The 14,577-nt window shown below is 52.9% G+C and carries 13 protein-coding genes; 5 read left to right on the forward strand and 8 right to left on the reverse strand.

Features of this window, described 5'->3' with window-relative positions; translation table 11 throughout:
* Nucleotides 1-45: 45 nt before the first annotated feature.
* A complete protein-coding gene (locus FF011L_RS15305; RefSeq protein WP_145352516.1) occupies nucleotides 46-1,062 on the forward strand; it encodes a zinc-binding alcohol dehydrogenase family protein in 1,017 nt (338 codons plus the stop codon).
* A gap of 675 nt (nucleotides 1,063-1,737) precedes the next feature.
* Here the strand turns inward: FF011L_RS15305 and FF011L_RS15310 are convergent.
* The 8 genes from FF011L_RS15310 to FF011L_RS15345 form a co-directional block, all read right to left on the reverse strand.
* Complete coding sequence (locus tag FF011L_RS15310) at nucleotides 1,738-2,070, reverse strand: zinc ribbon domain-containing protein YjdM (RefSeq protein ID WP_145352517.1); 333 nt, start codon at nucleotides 2,068-2,070, stop codon at nucleotides 1,738-1,740.
* A 206-nt stretch (nucleotides 2,071-2,276) separates the two neighbouring features.
* Nucleotides 2,277-3,068: a tRNA-binding protein gene (locus tag FF011L_RS15315; protein WP_145352518.1), complete on the reverse strand. Its 792-nt coding sequence runs from the start codon at nucleotides 3,066-3,068 to the stop codon at nucleotides 2,277-2,279.
* A gap of 80 nt (nucleotides 3,069-3,148) precedes the next feature.
* The gene (locus tag FF011L_RS15320) at nucleotides 3,149-4,036 is read right to left on the reverse strand and encodes a DMT family transporter (RefSeq protein WP_246109431.1); all 888 of its coding nucleotides are present in this window, start codon (nucleotides 4,034-4,036) and stop codon (nucleotides 3,149-3,151) included.
* A gap of 587 nt (nucleotides 4,037-4,623) precedes the next feature.
* On the reverse strand, nucleotides 4,624-5,664 hold the full coding sequence (locus FF011L_RS15325) for a hypothetical protein (protein ID WP_145352519.1): 1,041 nt from the start codon (nucleotides 5,662-5,664) through the stop codon (nucleotides 4,624-4,626).
* Nucleotides 5,665-6,182: 518 nt separating this feature from the next.
* Nucleotides 6,183-6,989: a haloacid dehalogenase type II gene (locus tag FF011L_RS15330; protein WP_218932656.1), complete on the reverse strand. Its 807-nt coding sequence runs from the start codon at nucleotides 6,987-6,989 to the stop codon at nucleotides 6,183-6,185.
* Between the two features lie 65 nt (nucleotides 6,990-7,054).
* A complete protein-coding gene (locus FF011L_RS15335) occupies nucleotides 7,055-7,804 on the reverse strand; it encodes an SDR family oxidoreductase (RefSeq protein ID WP_145352520.1) in 750 nt (249 codons plus the stop codon).
* A gap of 150 nt (nucleotides 7,805-7,954) precedes the next feature.
* A complete protein-coding gene (locus tag FF011L_RS15340) occupies nucleotides 7,955-8,524 on the reverse strand; it encodes a carboxymuconolactone decarboxylase family protein (RefSeq protein ID WP_145352521.1) in 570 nt (189 codons plus the stop codon).
* A gap of 221 nt (nucleotides 8,525-8,745) precedes the next feature.
* Nucleotides 8,746-9,327, reverse strand: coding sequence for a TetR/AcrR family transcriptional regulator (locus tag FF011L_RS15345; protein WP_145352522.1), 582 nt, complete (start codon nucleotides 9,325-9,327; stop codon nucleotides 8,746-8,748).
* 715 nt (nucleotides 9,328-10,042) lie between these two features.
* Between FF011L_RS15345 and FF011L_RS15350 the strand changes: the two genes are divergently transcribed.
* The 4 genes from FF011L_RS15350 to FF011L_RS15365 all read left to right on the forward strand — a co-directional run bounded on the left by FF011L_RS15350 (nucleotide 10,043) and on the right by FF011L_RS15365 (nucleotide 14,371).
* Nucleotides 10,043-10,819, forward strand: coding sequence for a cysteine peptidase family C39 domain-containing protein (locus FF011L_RS15350; protein ID WP_145352523.1), 777 nt, complete (start codon nucleotides 10,043-10,045; stop codon nucleotides 10,817-10,819).
* The gene (locus FF011L_RS15355) at nucleotides 10,816-12,294 is read left to right on the forward strand and encodes a RimK family protein (RefSeq protein ID WP_145352524.1); all 1,479 of its coding nucleotides are present in this window, start codon (nucleotides 10,816-10,818) and stop codon (nucleotides 12,292-12,294) included. The genes FF011L_RS15350 and FF011L_RS15355 overlap by 4 nt, the downstream gene beginning before the upstream one ends.
* A 98-nt stretch (nucleotides 12,295-12,392) precedes the next feature.
* Nucleotides 12,393-13,652: a glutamate-cysteine ligase family protein gene (locus FF011L_RS15360; RefSeq protein ID WP_145352525.1), complete on the forward strand. Its 1,260-nt coding sequence runs from the start codon at nucleotides 12,393-12,395 to the stop codon at nucleotides 13,650-13,652.
* A complete protein-coding gene (locus FF011L_RS15365) occupies nucleotides 13,649-14,371 on the forward strand; it encodes an N-formylglutamate amidohydrolase (RefSeq protein WP_145352526.1) in 723 nt (240 codons plus the stop codon). Before FF011L_RS15360 ends, FF011L_RS15365 begins: the two co-directional genes overlap by 4 nt.
* Nucleotides 14,372-14,577: the final 206 nt, after the last annotated feature.

Consider the following 14,577-nt stretch of genomic DNA (forward strand, 5'->3'; position numbering starts at 1 on the left):
TTCTTCACCCGCTCGCAGGTGTCCCCTTCGAATAAGGCCAGAGTCATGAAAGCCGTTGCACTCACCCACTATTTGCCGATTACCGATCCAAACTCGTTGATGGATGTCGAACTGGATAAACCGGTTCCTACCGGACGTGACTTACTGATTGCCACCAAAGCGATCGCCGTCAATCCGGTCGACTACAAAGTTCGAGCCCCCAAAGAGACCGTCGAACCGACGCCCAAAGTGCTCGGCTGGGATGCCGCAGGAATCGTCGAAGCGGTCGGCCCGGACGTAACGTTGTTCCAGCCGGGCGACGAGGTCTACTACGCGGGAGACATCACCCGCCAAGGTGCGAATTCAGAATTTCATTTGATCGACGAACGTATCGTCGGGAGCAAACCGAAATCGCTGGACTTCGCTCACGCAGCTGCGTTCCCGTTGACGTCGATCACGGCCTACGAAGCGTTTTTTGAGCGTCTTAACATCGACGTCGATGGTGCGAACAAAGGCGAATCGATATTGATCATCGGAGGTGCAGGAGGGGTGGGATCGATCGCGATTCAACTTGCAAAGATCGCAGGCCTCAACGTGATCACCACTGCATCGCGTCCAGAGTCTTCCGCGTGGGTCAAGAAATTGGGCGCCGATCATGTGATCAATCACCGAGAACCATTACGGCCGCAAATTGAATCGATCGGATTGAAGTACGTCGACTACATCGCACTGTTCAACGACACCGACGGGCACTGGAATGCGGCAGTCGATTTGATTCGGCCGCAAGGTCACATCGTAACCATCGTGGAAAACAGCAAGCCACTCGAGCAAAACGAAATGAAGATGAAGGCTGCGACCTTCTCGTGGGAATTCATGTTCACGCGTTCCATGTTTCAGACCCCCGACATGATCGAACAGCATCATCTGCTGAACCGGATTGCGCATTGGATCGATGATGGTCGAATCCAGGGGACCGCAGGGGACGTCATGTCACCGATCAACGCAAAGAACCTGCGTGCCGCTCATGCGACATTAGAAGAGGGCCGAGCCATCGGCAAGATCGTGCTCAAGGGCTGGGAATAAGCAGACCGGTGTTGGGTGCCACCACTTAACCAGCTGTCGATTTAGTCCGGAGGCGAAGAATGATTGCTGTGTGTCGTCTTTCGAGAGGAACGTAAAGTTCATAGGTGACGTATTGCCGGGCTGTATACGCTCTGGAGAGGCGTAGGCAGGAGGCTAAGCATCGCCATCCGAGTCGGTATTGGCACGTAGCAGAGTCTCTCCGAGACTCGTGCTGACTGAGCTCTCCGCCTCGGAGAGGCGGAGCTACGAGGCGACGCATCGCCATCCGAGTAGGTGCATTGGCACGTAGCAGAGTCTCTCCGAGACTCGTGCTGGACAAGTTCTCCGCCTCGGAGAGGCGGAGCTACGAGGCGATGCATCACCATCCGGGTCGGTGCAATAGCACGTAGCAGAGTCTCTCCGAGACTCGTGCTGGACAAGTTCTCCGCCTCGGAGAGGCAGAGCTACGAGGCGATGCATCACCATCCGAGTCGGTAATAGCGCGTAGCAGAGTCTCTCCGAGACTCGTGCTGACCGAGCTCTCCGCCTCGGAGAGGCGGAGCTACGAGGCGATGCATCGCCATCCGAGTAGGTGCATTGGCACGTAGCAGAGTCTCTCCGAGACTCGTGCTGACTGAGCTCTCCGCCTCGGAGAGGCGGAGCTACGAGGCCAACCGTCTGAACAGTTCAACCAGGTCAAGCTTTCTTGACGAACTCGGATTTTAGCGACATGGCTCCGATACCATCGATCTTGCAATCGATGTCATGATCGCCGTCCACGATTCGGATGTTCTTGACCTTCGTTCCCCCTTTGACGACGCCGCCTCGGAACTTTAGGTCTTTGATGACGACGACCGTGTCGCCCGATTCTAGAAGGTTGCCGTTGGCGTCTCGCGTGGCATCGTCGTCGGCGTTATCCGCTGATTCAGCAGGCGACCACTCATGGGCACAGGTTGGACAGACAAGCAACGGTCCGTCTTCGTAGGTAAATTCGCCGTCGCACTGGGGGCAGTTCGGTAGTTCGCTCATTGTTTGGTCGCTAAGGAATTGTGGGGCTCTTTAACAATTCACAATTGTTGCAGATGTTGGCGACATGAACAGATGAGACAAAAAGTCGCTTTTGTCGAAAGCGTTTCTCATAAAAAACCGGCGTTGCCGCGGCTCCCGAATGCAGACCGGCAAAAAAGTTCAGTCTGCGATCTACCAAATAGATAACGTCCAAGTTAAATCGCTGCCTAAACCAATTTGGCTCCGTTGGGAATCGGTTCGTCGGGTCCCGCCAAAATGACCGAACCATCTTCGCGGTAAAAACCCAAGATAAGGAATTGCGACATGAAGGTTGCGATTTGCTTGGGTGGAAAATTGATGACGCCAATGATCTGGCGTCCCACCAGTTCGTCTTTGGTGTAGTTCAGCGTAATCTGAGCGCTCGTTCGCTTAGTCCCCAGCTCTTCCCCAAAATCGACGGTCACCTTGTAGGCTGGCTTACGCGCTTCGGGAAAATCGTCGACCGCGATGATCGTGCCCGCCCGCATGTCAACGCGTTCAAACGCCTGCCATGTGGTGATTCCGCTTTGCAAACCCGATTCGGCAAGGAGCAACGCGATCACTTCCTCGACACGTCGTTCACGCGTCGCCGGCAATTTTGCTGACGCCACAGGAAGCGATTGAGCTCGACGCTTTCCCGCGGTCCAGGTTTGCCATACCTCCATCGCGGCTTCGTTTGCCTCCAAGGCAAACTGCAATTCAGGCGGCACAACGACAGTCTCGGAATCGGTGACTGCAAAAGAAACGCTCGCAGTGTCGCCGGGTGAAATGCCACACAACTTTTGCAGTTTCTTAGACACCATGAAGCACCACCTGCCCTTATCTGGCATCAAACCGCATTCAAACCGGACGCCATTGATTTCACCATCGATACGCAAACGCTTCGATGTCCCAAAATCCAATTGCGAAACAATGTGCGCCGGTAGGTACACGAGCGTCGCGGAGATCTCGACTTCAAAGTTAAACGGGTAGTCACTCATGGTGCATCGAAACCGGGGGCAATTATCGAAAAAGAAGCGTCAGACTTATCAAGGCTAGCGTACTGGCGAAAAAGCCTATGTCATACAGGTCGAGGCCGTTTCGAAAGAATGAACAGGCCAGAAACGGCGATCAGCCCACATCCTATTAGCATGGGAGCGGTGAGCGGTTCGTCAAACAGTAACATCCCAAATCCAATTCCGAAGATCAACCGCGAATAACGGAAGGGAGTGACCGCAGAGACCTGCCCGATCCGCATCGCTTTCATCAACCCAGCGTACGCGACAACGCCGAAAGTCACCGCCCCCAACAGTCCAAGGGCGACTTGCATGGTCGGCCAAACATACGGTTTCGCATCCCAGATCGAATACAGCCCCCCCGCCACAACAATCGCAACAAATCCATAAAACCCTAGCACCGACGTACTCAGACTTAATGGGGCGGCACGGCTGGCAAGATCGCGACCGGCAAAGCCCAGCATTCCCAAAACGGCCAACACAGACAGCATCGAAAAACTATCCGTCCCCGGACGGACAATAATCAACACCCCCGCCAGCCCAACAAACACGGCCACCCATCTTCGCCAGCCGACTTTTTCACCGAAAACGATTGCCGCCCCGGCAATCACGACGATGGGCGTTGCCTGCAGAATGACCGTCGCGGCGGACAATGGCGTCAGTGCAATCGCGAGCACATAAAACAGGCGGGCGAAGACCTCGAAGACAGCGCGAAGCCGCATCGTGGGAGAAAAAACGTCCGAGGTGAACAGCGGTTGTTGATTCCTGATCGCCAGAAAGGCAAACAGACTGGCCCCACCTAGTCCAAACAAAATCAGAACCTGCCCAATCGGAAGCGACTTTGAAGCCGCTTTGACAAAAACGTCTTCAACCGCGAACGCGGCCATTGCCGCAACCATCCAAAAACTACCAACCAAATTCGCTCGACGACTGGTTTCGATCCCGCGAGACACAGCGGCTCCTACAATAATTTTCAAGTATCAAAATAAAGTGCCTGATCTGGCGCACTATTCATATCGCAGAAATAGCGAAGTGCAACTCCCTTCAAATCACAAAGACGACTTGCGCGACAACGATCAGGTTTTACCAAATCGTGTGAGCCGAAACCTCGAAAACAAATCGGCTAGCACCCGGCAAGAGAGGCAGGATACATTTTTCCGCACTGAAAGAACCAAGCTGCCATTGATTCGAAACCACGAAGAAATACCTCGGCAATTGCTCTAGAGAGAGCAGCACCTGTACCTATAAGTGGCCGGACGTCACCATCTTGGTGAATTGCCTAGCTATCGGGAGGTTCCAGGCTAACTTGCCATTACGGCTCCCCTCCAAACCAGATATCGCGGTTCGAGCCTAGCCGAGGCATTAACGAAAGCGACTGCGGGTAAATACAGGCAAAGCGTTAGGCGGGGTCACCGAGACTCCCCACACCCGAAACCACTGTTTGGGACGATCACTAGCTACACTGTGCACGGACTAGAACAGTCGCCAAACCAACACCAATTTTCGAATACTTCTCTCAGCCCACTAGCCGACAATTTGGTTATTGATTGAATGTATTAATCCGCTTAAGCGTAAGAGGATCAACATTTGGATGTTGAACGATTACCGGTTTTTCCCGTCGAATGCCCCGCCCATCAATGATGCAGTGAGACCCACGGGGGACGTCAAGCAATTCAATCGAGTAATCGGCCTCTCGGAAATCCTGGTTCACACTGTGCCACTCAAATGCTAGATCGAAGCTGAACGTGGAAGTACTCACATCGGGGATTCCTACCGTTAGATCCGTGTGGGTAGACAACGGAACCCAGGTTCCGTTCAACGGTTTCCACGACGTTGATACCGTGATCGTCGGAACTCTCCAGCTTTCCTCCTTGTCAGGTGAATCACCTTTTCGCAGCGATTGAGTTTCCAACCTTACCACCGTGTAGCCATTGCCTGTGTCGATCCAACATCGAGTTCGGCGGTTGGACGCCTTAAGTTGGTCAAGAGGGTCCCCATGAATGACTGTCAGAACGACAAGGCCATCCTGGTCAAGTCGTTCTAGCTCAATTTTCTCTTCTTTATGGGAGCGACGAATCATCTTCTCGTAGGCCGCGAGATTCATGGAGTTCATAAGATCGACATAAATGCTTAATCCAACAGCTCGCAAATCCAATGCACGCATGGGAGTGTTAACGTCTGACACACTGATTGTTGAAGCTTCAACACTCTTCACGTAGCCCTCTGACGCAGCCAAAATGGTGATCCTATGCAGCGGATTGACGGTAGGCTTATCAGACAGGTTATGCAATTCTTCCTCGTGAAACAGATGATTCTGAGAGTAATCAAAACGAAATCTCTCCACGATGTCTCTCGTGTTCCGCGTCATTTCCTGGTTTGCAAAATTAGCTACCTGCTTCAGTCCTCGCACACTGACATCTCCCGCGTAAAGTTTTTTGCGTTCAAGAAAAACGCGCTCGATCACCTCGTCAATGTCAAGATCATCACTTTTCGCCACGCTGGCATGAATGGTTAACATCGCTGTCACAACGACCATTGCAAACACAAAATGCGAGTATTTTCGATTCAAAAAATTTGCCATAATCGGTTCCCAATCCTTCGCAATCGCGCTAAGTTTGTGGAGCAAGACACAGCAGAGCAGAGCAAATGGTTTTCGGTAATTTTTTCACGCTACCCGGCGGTGATAAAATTCGCCAGCAAACGTTTCTAAGGCCTACGACGCCTCATAGCAAGCGTCTTCAGCCACATAGATCTTTCCCAAAAATTGCGAGCACGGTCCCGTGGCACCACTTTCAGGATCGAACAAAACGAAGAAATTTCAAGAAAACACACAAACACTTGCATCCGAAACCAGACCTCCTTGGCTTGACACAAATCCAGACTCCAAATTGAACTGCGCAGGGCCATATCCATTTGCCTTGCTTTAGGTCGATTATCCCCCTGCGGCCCGACGCAGAACCTTCGACGACACGACGTTCCTATCGAGAAGAGGCGAAGTGAACGGAAAACGAACCGATTAGTTCCGTATTAACAGATCGACACTGAAATCGAAGAGCGGGACAACGATTTAGGCGGATTGGTACGCAACCCCCATCCGCATCATTTGACTTCCTGTAGAATCGCCACTAACTCTGCAAGGTCTTTCACGACATAGTCAGGCCGATCGACGTTCGGGTAAAGTGCTTTGCCTGGTCGAGCGACGAAGGCTGTTTGCAGCCCGACGCTTTTGGCTCCCGCCAAATCCCATGCATGAGCAGCAACCATCAGGACATCCTGCGGATCGACATTCAGATCTTTCAAGACACTGTGGTAGGGGGCTGGGTGAGGTTTAAATTTGCGAACGGCATCGACGCTGTATCGCTTTTCAAAAAATTCGGTAAGCCCCGCATTCTTGAACTGCGTTTCCACACCAATCGCCGACGAATTGGTCAAACTGACGATTTTAAACCCAGCCTTGTCCAGTGCCTTCAGTCCCGCAACCACATCTGCGTGTGGCGGCAGCGAACGAAGCGGCGTCACAATCGCCTTTTTAGCTTCTTCGTAACTAAGCTCCACGCCTTGTGTTTCCGCAACCATCATCAATGCGGCGGTTCCAATTTCACCAAAGCTGTGGTAGTTATCGCTCAACGTTTCGACCAACGAATAATGCAACATCGTGGAAAACCAGAGTGGCAAAAGGTCTTCGCGGCCGCCTAACGCTTGCCCAACCGATGTCTTCAACGGAGCCATGTCAAGCAACGTTTCGTTGACATCAAAGATGATAACGGTTGGTCTTCTCATAACCTTCTCCGGATGATGTACAGCGGACTCCTCATGCAGACCTGACGGCTCTTGGGCGAACGTCTTGTATCCACTCCCACTCAGTACCATTCCAGCAAGCACAATTGCGACAATATTTTTTGACATACTAAGACTTCTTTCTTGAATGACAGCGGTAACATTTTTTTTACAACAGACCAAATGCGTCGAAACTACCCAAGACTTTCCTGCATGTCTGCTTCGACCACGTTCTCTGCGAAACTTTGGTAAGCAGCCCCTACCTGCTGAGCCATCGGATCGGTCCAAACATGAAATCGATCGTTGGCGATGGCATCAAAAATTGCCGTGGCAACCAATTCAGGCGATGCTGCGATATCTCCGAATCCTGCGGCCGATCCCATGTCGGTCTGAATGGGCCCCGGGTGTACGCTGACGACAAGGGTCCCTTGGTCGCCCAGTGAACTTCGCAGCCCCTGCGTGATGGCATAGCTTGCAGCCTTGGACGCGCAATAGGTCGCGAAATCAGGGAAGGTTTTAACCGACGCGACACTGTTCAGCTGAGCAAAGGCACCGCCACCGTTGGCTTTTAGTACGGGGCCGAACGCTTGGGCGACACGCATCAGACCATAAACGTTCGCGTTCATTTCAAACTGCAAAGCATCGATCGCGTCATCGCTCATGGCCGAAGCCGTTTTCATTACCCCGGCGTTATTGATAACAACATCCACGTCGGCTGCAGTGGTTGCCGCTGCGGCGATCGATGAAGGGTCGTCCAAATCAACACGGACCGGCACCACTCGGTCACCATGTTCGGCGACGAGGGAGTTGGCGGAATCAAGCTTTCGGACAGCCGCGTAGACCTTGGTCGCGCCACGCTGCAGCGCTTCTTCAAGAGTCACTTTTCCGATCCCACGATTTGCTCCGGTCACCAATACGACCTTGTCTTTAACGTCAAATGCCATTTTCTCTCTCACTGAATAGGAAACATCGAATCTGTAAACTGGAAATTTGGGCGGATGCCACCGTCGATTTGGATCGCCTCATTTTACGGCCAGCGATCCCGATAAGCTTCTGCGTTTTTTGAAAAGCGTCGTCTATCTGAGCCGGGTGCCTCAGGACTCCACAAGCGTGTCCGCACTCCAGGCGTTCTTCGCAAACCCCTTATCGAGTGGCGTTTCAGCAATATGGTTTGTGAAGTTCGAGAGGACTTTGTAGGCGGTTCCTAGAATCACATCGCAAACCGTTTGCTTGGTGTAGCCTGCGGCCAGCAGTGCATCGATGTCAGCATCCTCCAACCATCCTCGCTTCTGATTTACTTTTTCAGCAAACAGACGCAGCGCCTCCAGCTTCGGGTCAGCGATCTCGGTGCCATCACGTAACGCGGTAATGACATCCTGTGGGACTTTCGCAGCCTGCATAATCGATGTGTGAGCGGCCATGCAGTACTCGCACCCGTTCAGCCGATTGTTGGTCATCGCAATGATTTGCTGCTCGGTGGCGCTAAGGTTTGTCTTCTCAGCGAAGATCGCTGAAACGGCCTCGTACGCCTCCAGAAGCGCTGGCGATTCCGCCATGACCGCCAGCAAATTTGGAACATAGCCGTACGCATTCTGGCTCGCTTCCAGCACCGACTTGCTAGCGTCCGGTCCGTTCTCGATCGTGTGAAGGGTGAATTCAGGCATGGTTTACTCTCCTTGTTTTGACCGATCGGTCAAAACTGAGCGTTAAAAAAAGGCGAGAGCACGGAAGCTTGTCCCGTTAGCTTCCTGATCGGTCCGCGACCAGTTTAGCGCCTTCAAAAGCAAACAAGAGTACAAGCAAGTTCTGTACCGCTTGTTGAAAGCTCTCTGTTCCAAGCTCTCTGTTCAATGGATGGCTGCCGAGCGATTCAAACCGCCACGGTTTAGGAAATCAGCCGTTTTGCTTGTTCGGCAATCTGCCGCAATGCTGTTTTACCGTACAGCCCACGGCCCAGGACTCGAATACCGATGAGTAACGAGAGCAAAGTTCGTGCCGTCGACCGGGCCGAGAGGGTGCTGGGAATATCACCACGCTGCTGCCCACGTTTGATCTGTTTTTCAAAGAACCTTGTTAGCTCCTGAAACGCATCCGCAACCACTTTCTGCACGTCTTCATCGGCGAGCGAATAATCGAGGGAGGTATTGACCAACAAGCATCCCTTCTTATCCAGATCGCTTAGGCTGTCATCGACAATCCCATCAAAAAGCGAAGCAATCGCCTCGCGGGGATCATCGATTGCGTCCACTTGGTCAAGCAGAATCTTGCGGTGTTCTTGGTCGTACTTCATCAGCGACCGCAAGAAGAGGTCCTCTTTTCCGTTAAACGCGTTGTAAAGACTCCCCCGTTTGATCCCGGTCGCAGCCGTGATATCGGAGATCGACGTCGCGTTATATCCCTTCTGCCAGAAAACCCGCATCGCCTGTTCGACCACATCCGATTCTTCAAACGATTTTTCCCAGGGCATCGATCCATTCCCATTGAACGCGGTTGACAGCTGCTCGAATAATACAAGTCTTGACCAATCAGTCAACACTTCGGTTCGGCCAGCGGCGGGAAGTCTCCGATCCCTCGCTGACGGGGCTGTCGATTTCGTCGAAAGCAACGAGAGATTGTTGGTTGTAGTCTTTCGCTCGGGACGTGCGATAAATAAGTTGCGAGTGTGGCAGGGAGAAAAAGCCCCATGCCAGCTTGCCTAGCAGGAAGCCAAGATTTGAAATTTGCTTAATAGAGTTCCGTTTCCGGGCTTGCCCCGGCGGGCTCACAACTGGCAGCTACTCTCTTGTACGATCGAAATGTGGTTCTCCGCCAGCCCCGAATCGCCTAGGCGATTCGGGGCTGGCGGAGAAGGAGCGAGGGGGGGGAGGCATTCAGGTAGCTGCCAGTTGTTGTACCGACCGGGACGCGCCCGGCGGAAACAAACGAGAGCAGCCTGAGCGGAAATCGTCAACTTATTTATCGCACGTCCCGCGCGAAAGTAGCTCCCAAAGGACGTTCTTTCACTTAGCGAAAGGCGGCAATCAATAACTCAGCTCCCTCCGTCCGACCGGAATTCATTGCGGCGGGCGTCCATTTGGTAAAAATGAGACTCGGTGTGACTTTCTCCCATATCCAAATTGGCCTGAGCAGTTCTATATTGCGCACTTAAATTCTTACGGGTACATTTTCACTTCGGAACGTGAATGAAACAAACCCTTCAGCTCCAAATTCAGACTCAGCCAAACGATAGCAGTTGCGGGCCAACTTGCTTGGCGGCGGTGTATCAATTTTGGAACGATCCAGTCGATTTGGATCAGCTGATTGGCTACTTTGGCGAATTGAGCGGCGGCGGGACCTTGGCGGTGCAGCTTGCCTGCCACGCTTTGCATCGCAACTATGACGCGAAGATCATTACGCACAACCTGCAAATCTTTGATCCAAGTTGGTTTTATGACCCACAGGGCCCTAGTCCCGAATGGTTGTCGGAAAAACTTCGACAGCAGTACGAACTAAAGAAAGAACGAGCCGACATCGATCGCGACCGATTGCGGGTCGCAACCGCGTCCTACTTGAAATTCCTTTCACTGGGAGGCCGGATCGCGATGCAGCCTGTCAGCGAAAGCTTGATCATGGCCATCTTGAAGCAGGGGACACCGATCCTCTGTGGCCTAAGCGCGACTTACCTCTATCAAGAAAGACGGGAACGATCCCAGGCGTCGAACGAACTCGGTGTTACCTCCGTTCCCGATGATATCGGTGGTGATCCAACCGGACACTTCGTCGTTCTGTACGGATACGATCCCGAAACCGAAAACGTACAGATCGCCGATCCCCTGCACCCCAATCCCATTGCACCGACCAACCATTACGTGGCGGCTCGATCGCGGGTGACAGCGGCAATCTTGCTGGGAATCCTGACTTACGATGCTAACCTCCTTACCATCACACCGCGCGATAGCGCGAAGAGAGTTCCTGAATGAGTGTCGTTCTCGTAGCCGAATCCAGAGACGACTGGTTAGGCGGTTTTGAGGGCGTTCAGACGATCGATCCAAGTGAGTACCTTTCACACTCCGATGGGGATCTTCGCCGTGGAACAAAAATTTACAACCTCTGCCGCTCCTATTCCTATCAGAGCATGGGGTATTACGTATCGTTGCTTGCCGAGGCTCGCGGCCAACGACCGATCCCCGACGTGATGACGATGCAGGACCTACGCGGAGTCGCCGCGGTGCGCCTGATCCCGCAGTCCCTTGAGGATGTGATCCAAAAATCATTACAGTCGCTGACCGCTGACGACTTCACGCTAAGCGTCTACTTCGGTGAAAACCTTGCCAAGAAGTACGACCGCCTAGCGAGAGAGTTGTACGGCCTATTTCAAGCACCACTACTCCGCTTTCGATTTTCGCGAAGGAGCAAATGGAGACTACGCCGGGCCTCCGCGATCGCGTTAAATGACATCCCGGTCAGCCATCGTGACTTTGTTGCATCCGCCGCCACACGGCACTTTGCCCGAGGCAATTCGCGCCGAGCCAAACGAGTCACCTCACGTTACGATTTGGCAATCCTTCATAATCCGGACGAAGGCCAATTGGCTCCGTCCGATCCCGTTGCACTCAAACGGATGCTTAAGGCGGCTGCACGTCTGGGGATCGCTGCAGAGTTGATCACACGAGAAGACGCGGGACGGTTGCTTGAATTTGACGCGTTGTTCATACGCGAAACCACGGCGATCAGCCACCACACGTATCAACTCGCCAGACGAGCTGAAGCGGCGGGGTTGGTTGTCATCGACGACCCGCTGTCGATCCTGCGTTGCACGAATAAGGTCTACCTCGCCGAACTGCTAAACCGGGCAAAAATACTAACACCGAAAACGATGGTCGTGCATCCTCGCAACATGGATCAAGTCGCCGAACAGCTGAAGTTCCCCTGTGTACTGAAACGCCCCGACAGTGCATTCAGCAAAGGGGTCGTCAAAGCAAACGATCCCGCCGAGTTAAGTGCTCGACTAGCTGAATTCTTTTGCGATTCGGAACTTGTCATCGCGCAGGAATACATGCGAACCGATTTCGACTGGCGAATCGGGATCCTAGACCAACGGCCTCTGTTCGCGTGCAAATACCACATGGCCCGTGGTCACTGGCAAATCGCGAAACATGCAGGAGACGAACAGACCAAGTTCGGTTCGGTCGAAACATTGCCTGTCGAATTGGCGCCACGAAAAGCGGTTGCAGTGGCTCTTAAAGCCGCAAATTTGATTGGAGACGGTTTTTATGGAGTCGACGTTAAAGAAGCCGAGGGTAAGTTTTTTGTCATTGAGGTAAACGACAATCCGAACCTCGATGCCGGCGTTGAAGATACGGTGCTGCGCGACGACCTTTACCGCCGCATCATGGAATCGTTTATTCGCCGGATCGAACAACGAAAACAGCCCAGCCTCCAGCGAATCCCCTAAAACATGTTTCAGAGGCTCCCCTCCGCATAACAGCCCACAACGCGTTTCGTTTCAGTCCAAGTTGTCCCAGCCCTTATTTCGCTTCTTAAGGCTTATAGATGTCGGTCCGCTCTTTTGGATTGTTTGAAGTTTTTGGCATTGAACTGGAATACATGCTGGTCGACCACCAGACACTTTCAGTAAAACCGATTGCCGACCAGGTCCTGGCTGCAATGGCAGGGTTCTCGTCAGGCGACGTCGAACGGGGCGCGATCACATGGTCCAACGAATTGGCGCTTCATGTGATCGAACTTAAAACCACGCACCCGGTCAAATCACTGGCAAGTTTGGCTGGCATCCTTCAAGAAGCAATCGACGACATTCGACCGATCTTGGACCGATTCGGCGCTCGCTTGCTGCCTTCGGCTGTTCATCCCTGGATGAATGCAAGCCAGGAAACTCGTCTGTGGCCTCATGACTACCACCAGGTCTACCAAGCCTATCACCGGATTTTTGACTGCCACGCCCATGGTTGGTCGAACGTCCAAAGCGTGCATTTGAATCTGCCCTTTCACACAGCGGAAGAGTTCGCTCAGTTGCATGCCGCCATCCGCCTGGTGTTACCGTTGCTGCCCGCGCTGGCGGCCAGTTCTCCCGTCCTGGAGGGAAGACTAACCGGACAACTAGATACTCGAATTTCGTTGTACGAAAATCACTGCCGGCAAGTCCCTTCATTGACGGGGCAGGTCATTCCCGAGGCAATATTTGACGAAGCGACCTACCGCAGCCAAATTTTGAATCGGCTTAAAGAGGACATCGCCCCGCACGACCCTGACGGCGATTTGCATGTCGATTTTTTGAATGCCCGTGGTGCGATCGCTCGTTTCGATCGCGGGTCCATCGAAATTCGTTTGATGGATGTTCAGGAATTCCCGCAAGCCGACATTGCGATCTGCGCAGCAGTCGTCGCCGTCGTTCGAGCATTATGTAAAGAGCGTTGGCTGCCTACGGCTGAACAAATGCTGGTCAACACGACACTCCTAAAAACAATCTTAGACCAGACGAGTAAAACGGCTGAAAACACTGTGATTGATGACGCCCTATTCCTCCGCCATTTCGGAATTCAGTCCAATTCGGTAACGGCAGGCCAATTATGGCGAGAGGTAATGAATTCGCTTCGCACCGACGATCCCCAGCTGAAGGCTCTCTTTCCGGAAATCGACGCATTGCTTTCCAAAGGCCCCCTAGCAAGCCGCATCGTGGCAGGGATTGGAGGTAACTTGACCAAGCCTCACCTACGGAGGGTCTACCAGGAGCTTGCAAATTGCCTGACCGAGGGGCGACCCTATTCACCTGCTCCAGCGAGTCAAAACCAATGACGACGCAGTCGATCTCCGTGATCGTCACCTGTGAACATGGAGGCAATCGAATCCCATCTCCGTACGGCACGCTCTTTCGGTCGGCCATCGCACAACAGGAATTGCAAAGCCACCGCGGGTACGACCCTGGAGCTCTCGCGATTGCGAAGATTCTTGCCAAAACATTTGCTGCCAACATTTTTCACAGCACGGTTTCGAGGTTGCTGGTCGACCTAAATCGATGCCTCGATTCCCCACAGTTGTTCTCGGAATTCGTTCCGGAGAGTGTCGAACAACGAAGTGAAATCCTTCGCCAGCACTACACTCCGTATCGACGACAGGTTACCGATGAAGTTGCCGCAAAGATTAGCGAAGAGGGCAGGGTGGTCCACCTATCGATCCACACTTTCACCGGTCAGTTTCGCGGAGAAGAACGAGACTTCGACATCGGAGTTTTATACGATCCCAAAAGGTGTTCAGAACGCAGGTTCGCGGAGAGAACGCTTGAATCGTTAAGGCTCCGAAGGTTCGCCGCGTTTGCCAACCGCCCCTACCTTGGGACCGATGATGGGCTGACAACCACGCTTAGGCAAACGTTTGCCGCCGATCAGTACATCGGCATAGAAATCGAAATCAATAACCGAATCGCAAGTCTTAGCGAAGCGACTCAGACCGATTGGGCGAAGCGTATCGGATCCGCCTGCATGGACAGTTTGCTGGACGCTGCATCCGAAAGATAAAACGCAACTGCAGCCATTGGCGGATTTCAATTGGGATGCTGTGATGCAAGGCATTGGACCACAAAATCCCAACCCGCTGCGTCAGCGAGAGACAGCAATCACGGAAAGCGATCCCTCGCTTACGCATTTTGAAGTTGCGTTTTAGAGGTGATTGCTGTGGTCAATCGTCCTGCTTTCCGAACTCTTGCGGAGGCCTCAAATCATTC

Source organism: Roseimaritima multifibrata, from assembly GCF_007741495.1.
Classification (GTDB): domain Bacteria; phylum Planctomycetota; class Planctomycetia; order Pirellulales; family Pirellulaceae; genus Roseimaritima; species Roseimaritima multifibrata.

Excerpts from the sequence above, each read along its gene's own strand:
- FF011L_RS15350 (WP_145352523.1), top strand. The coding sequence starts at position 10,043 with ATGAAACAAACCCTTCAGCTCCAAATTCAGACTCAGCCAAACGATAGC.
- FF011L_RS15365 (WP_145352526.1), top strand. The coding sequence starts at position 13,649 with ATGACGACGCAGTCGATCTCCGTGATCGTCACCTGTGAACATGGAGGC.
- FF011L_RS15345 (WP_145352522.1), bottom strand. The coding sequence starts at position 9,327 with ATGCCCTGGGAAAAATCGTTTGAAGAATCGGATGTGGTCGAACAGGCG.
- FF011L_RS15305 (WP_145352516.1), top strand. The coding sequence starts at position 46 with ATGAAAGCCGTTGCACTCACCCACTATTTGCCGATTACCGATCCAAAC.
- FF011L_RS15340 (WP_145352521.1), bottom strand. The coding sequence starts at position 8,524 with ATGCCTGAATTCACCCTTCACACGATCGAGAACGGACCGGACGCTAGC.
- FF011L_RS15355 (WP_145352524.1), top strand. The coding sequence starts at position 10,816 with ATGAGTGTCGTTCTCGTAGCCGAATCCAGAGACGACTGGTTAGGCGGT.
- FF011L_RS15310 (WP_145352517.1), bottom strand. The coding sequence starts at position 2,070 with ATGAGCGAACTACCGAACTGCCCCCAGTGCGACGGCGAATTTACCTAC.
- FF011L_RS15315 (WP_145352518.1), bottom strand. The coding sequence starts at position 3,068 with ATGAGTGACTACCCGTTTAACTTTGAAGTCGAGATCTCCGCGACGCTC.
- FF011L_RS15360 (WP_145352525.1), top strand. The coding sequence starts at position 12,393 with ATGTCGGTCCGCTCTTTTGGATTGTTTGAAGTTTTTGGCATTGAACTG.
- FF011L_RS15335 (WP_145352520.1), bottom strand. The coding sequence starts at position 7,804 with ATGGCATTTGACGTTAAAGACAAGGTCGTATTGGTGACCGGAGCAAAT.
- FF011L_RS15325 (WP_145352519.1), bottom strand. The coding sequence starts at position 5,664 with ATGGCAAATTTTTTGAATCGAAAATACTCGCATTTTGTGTTTGCAATG.
- FF011L_RS15330 (WP_218932656.1), bottom strand. The coding sequence starts at position 6,989 with ATGTCAAAAAATATTGTCGCAATTGTGCTTGCTGGAATGGTACTGAGT.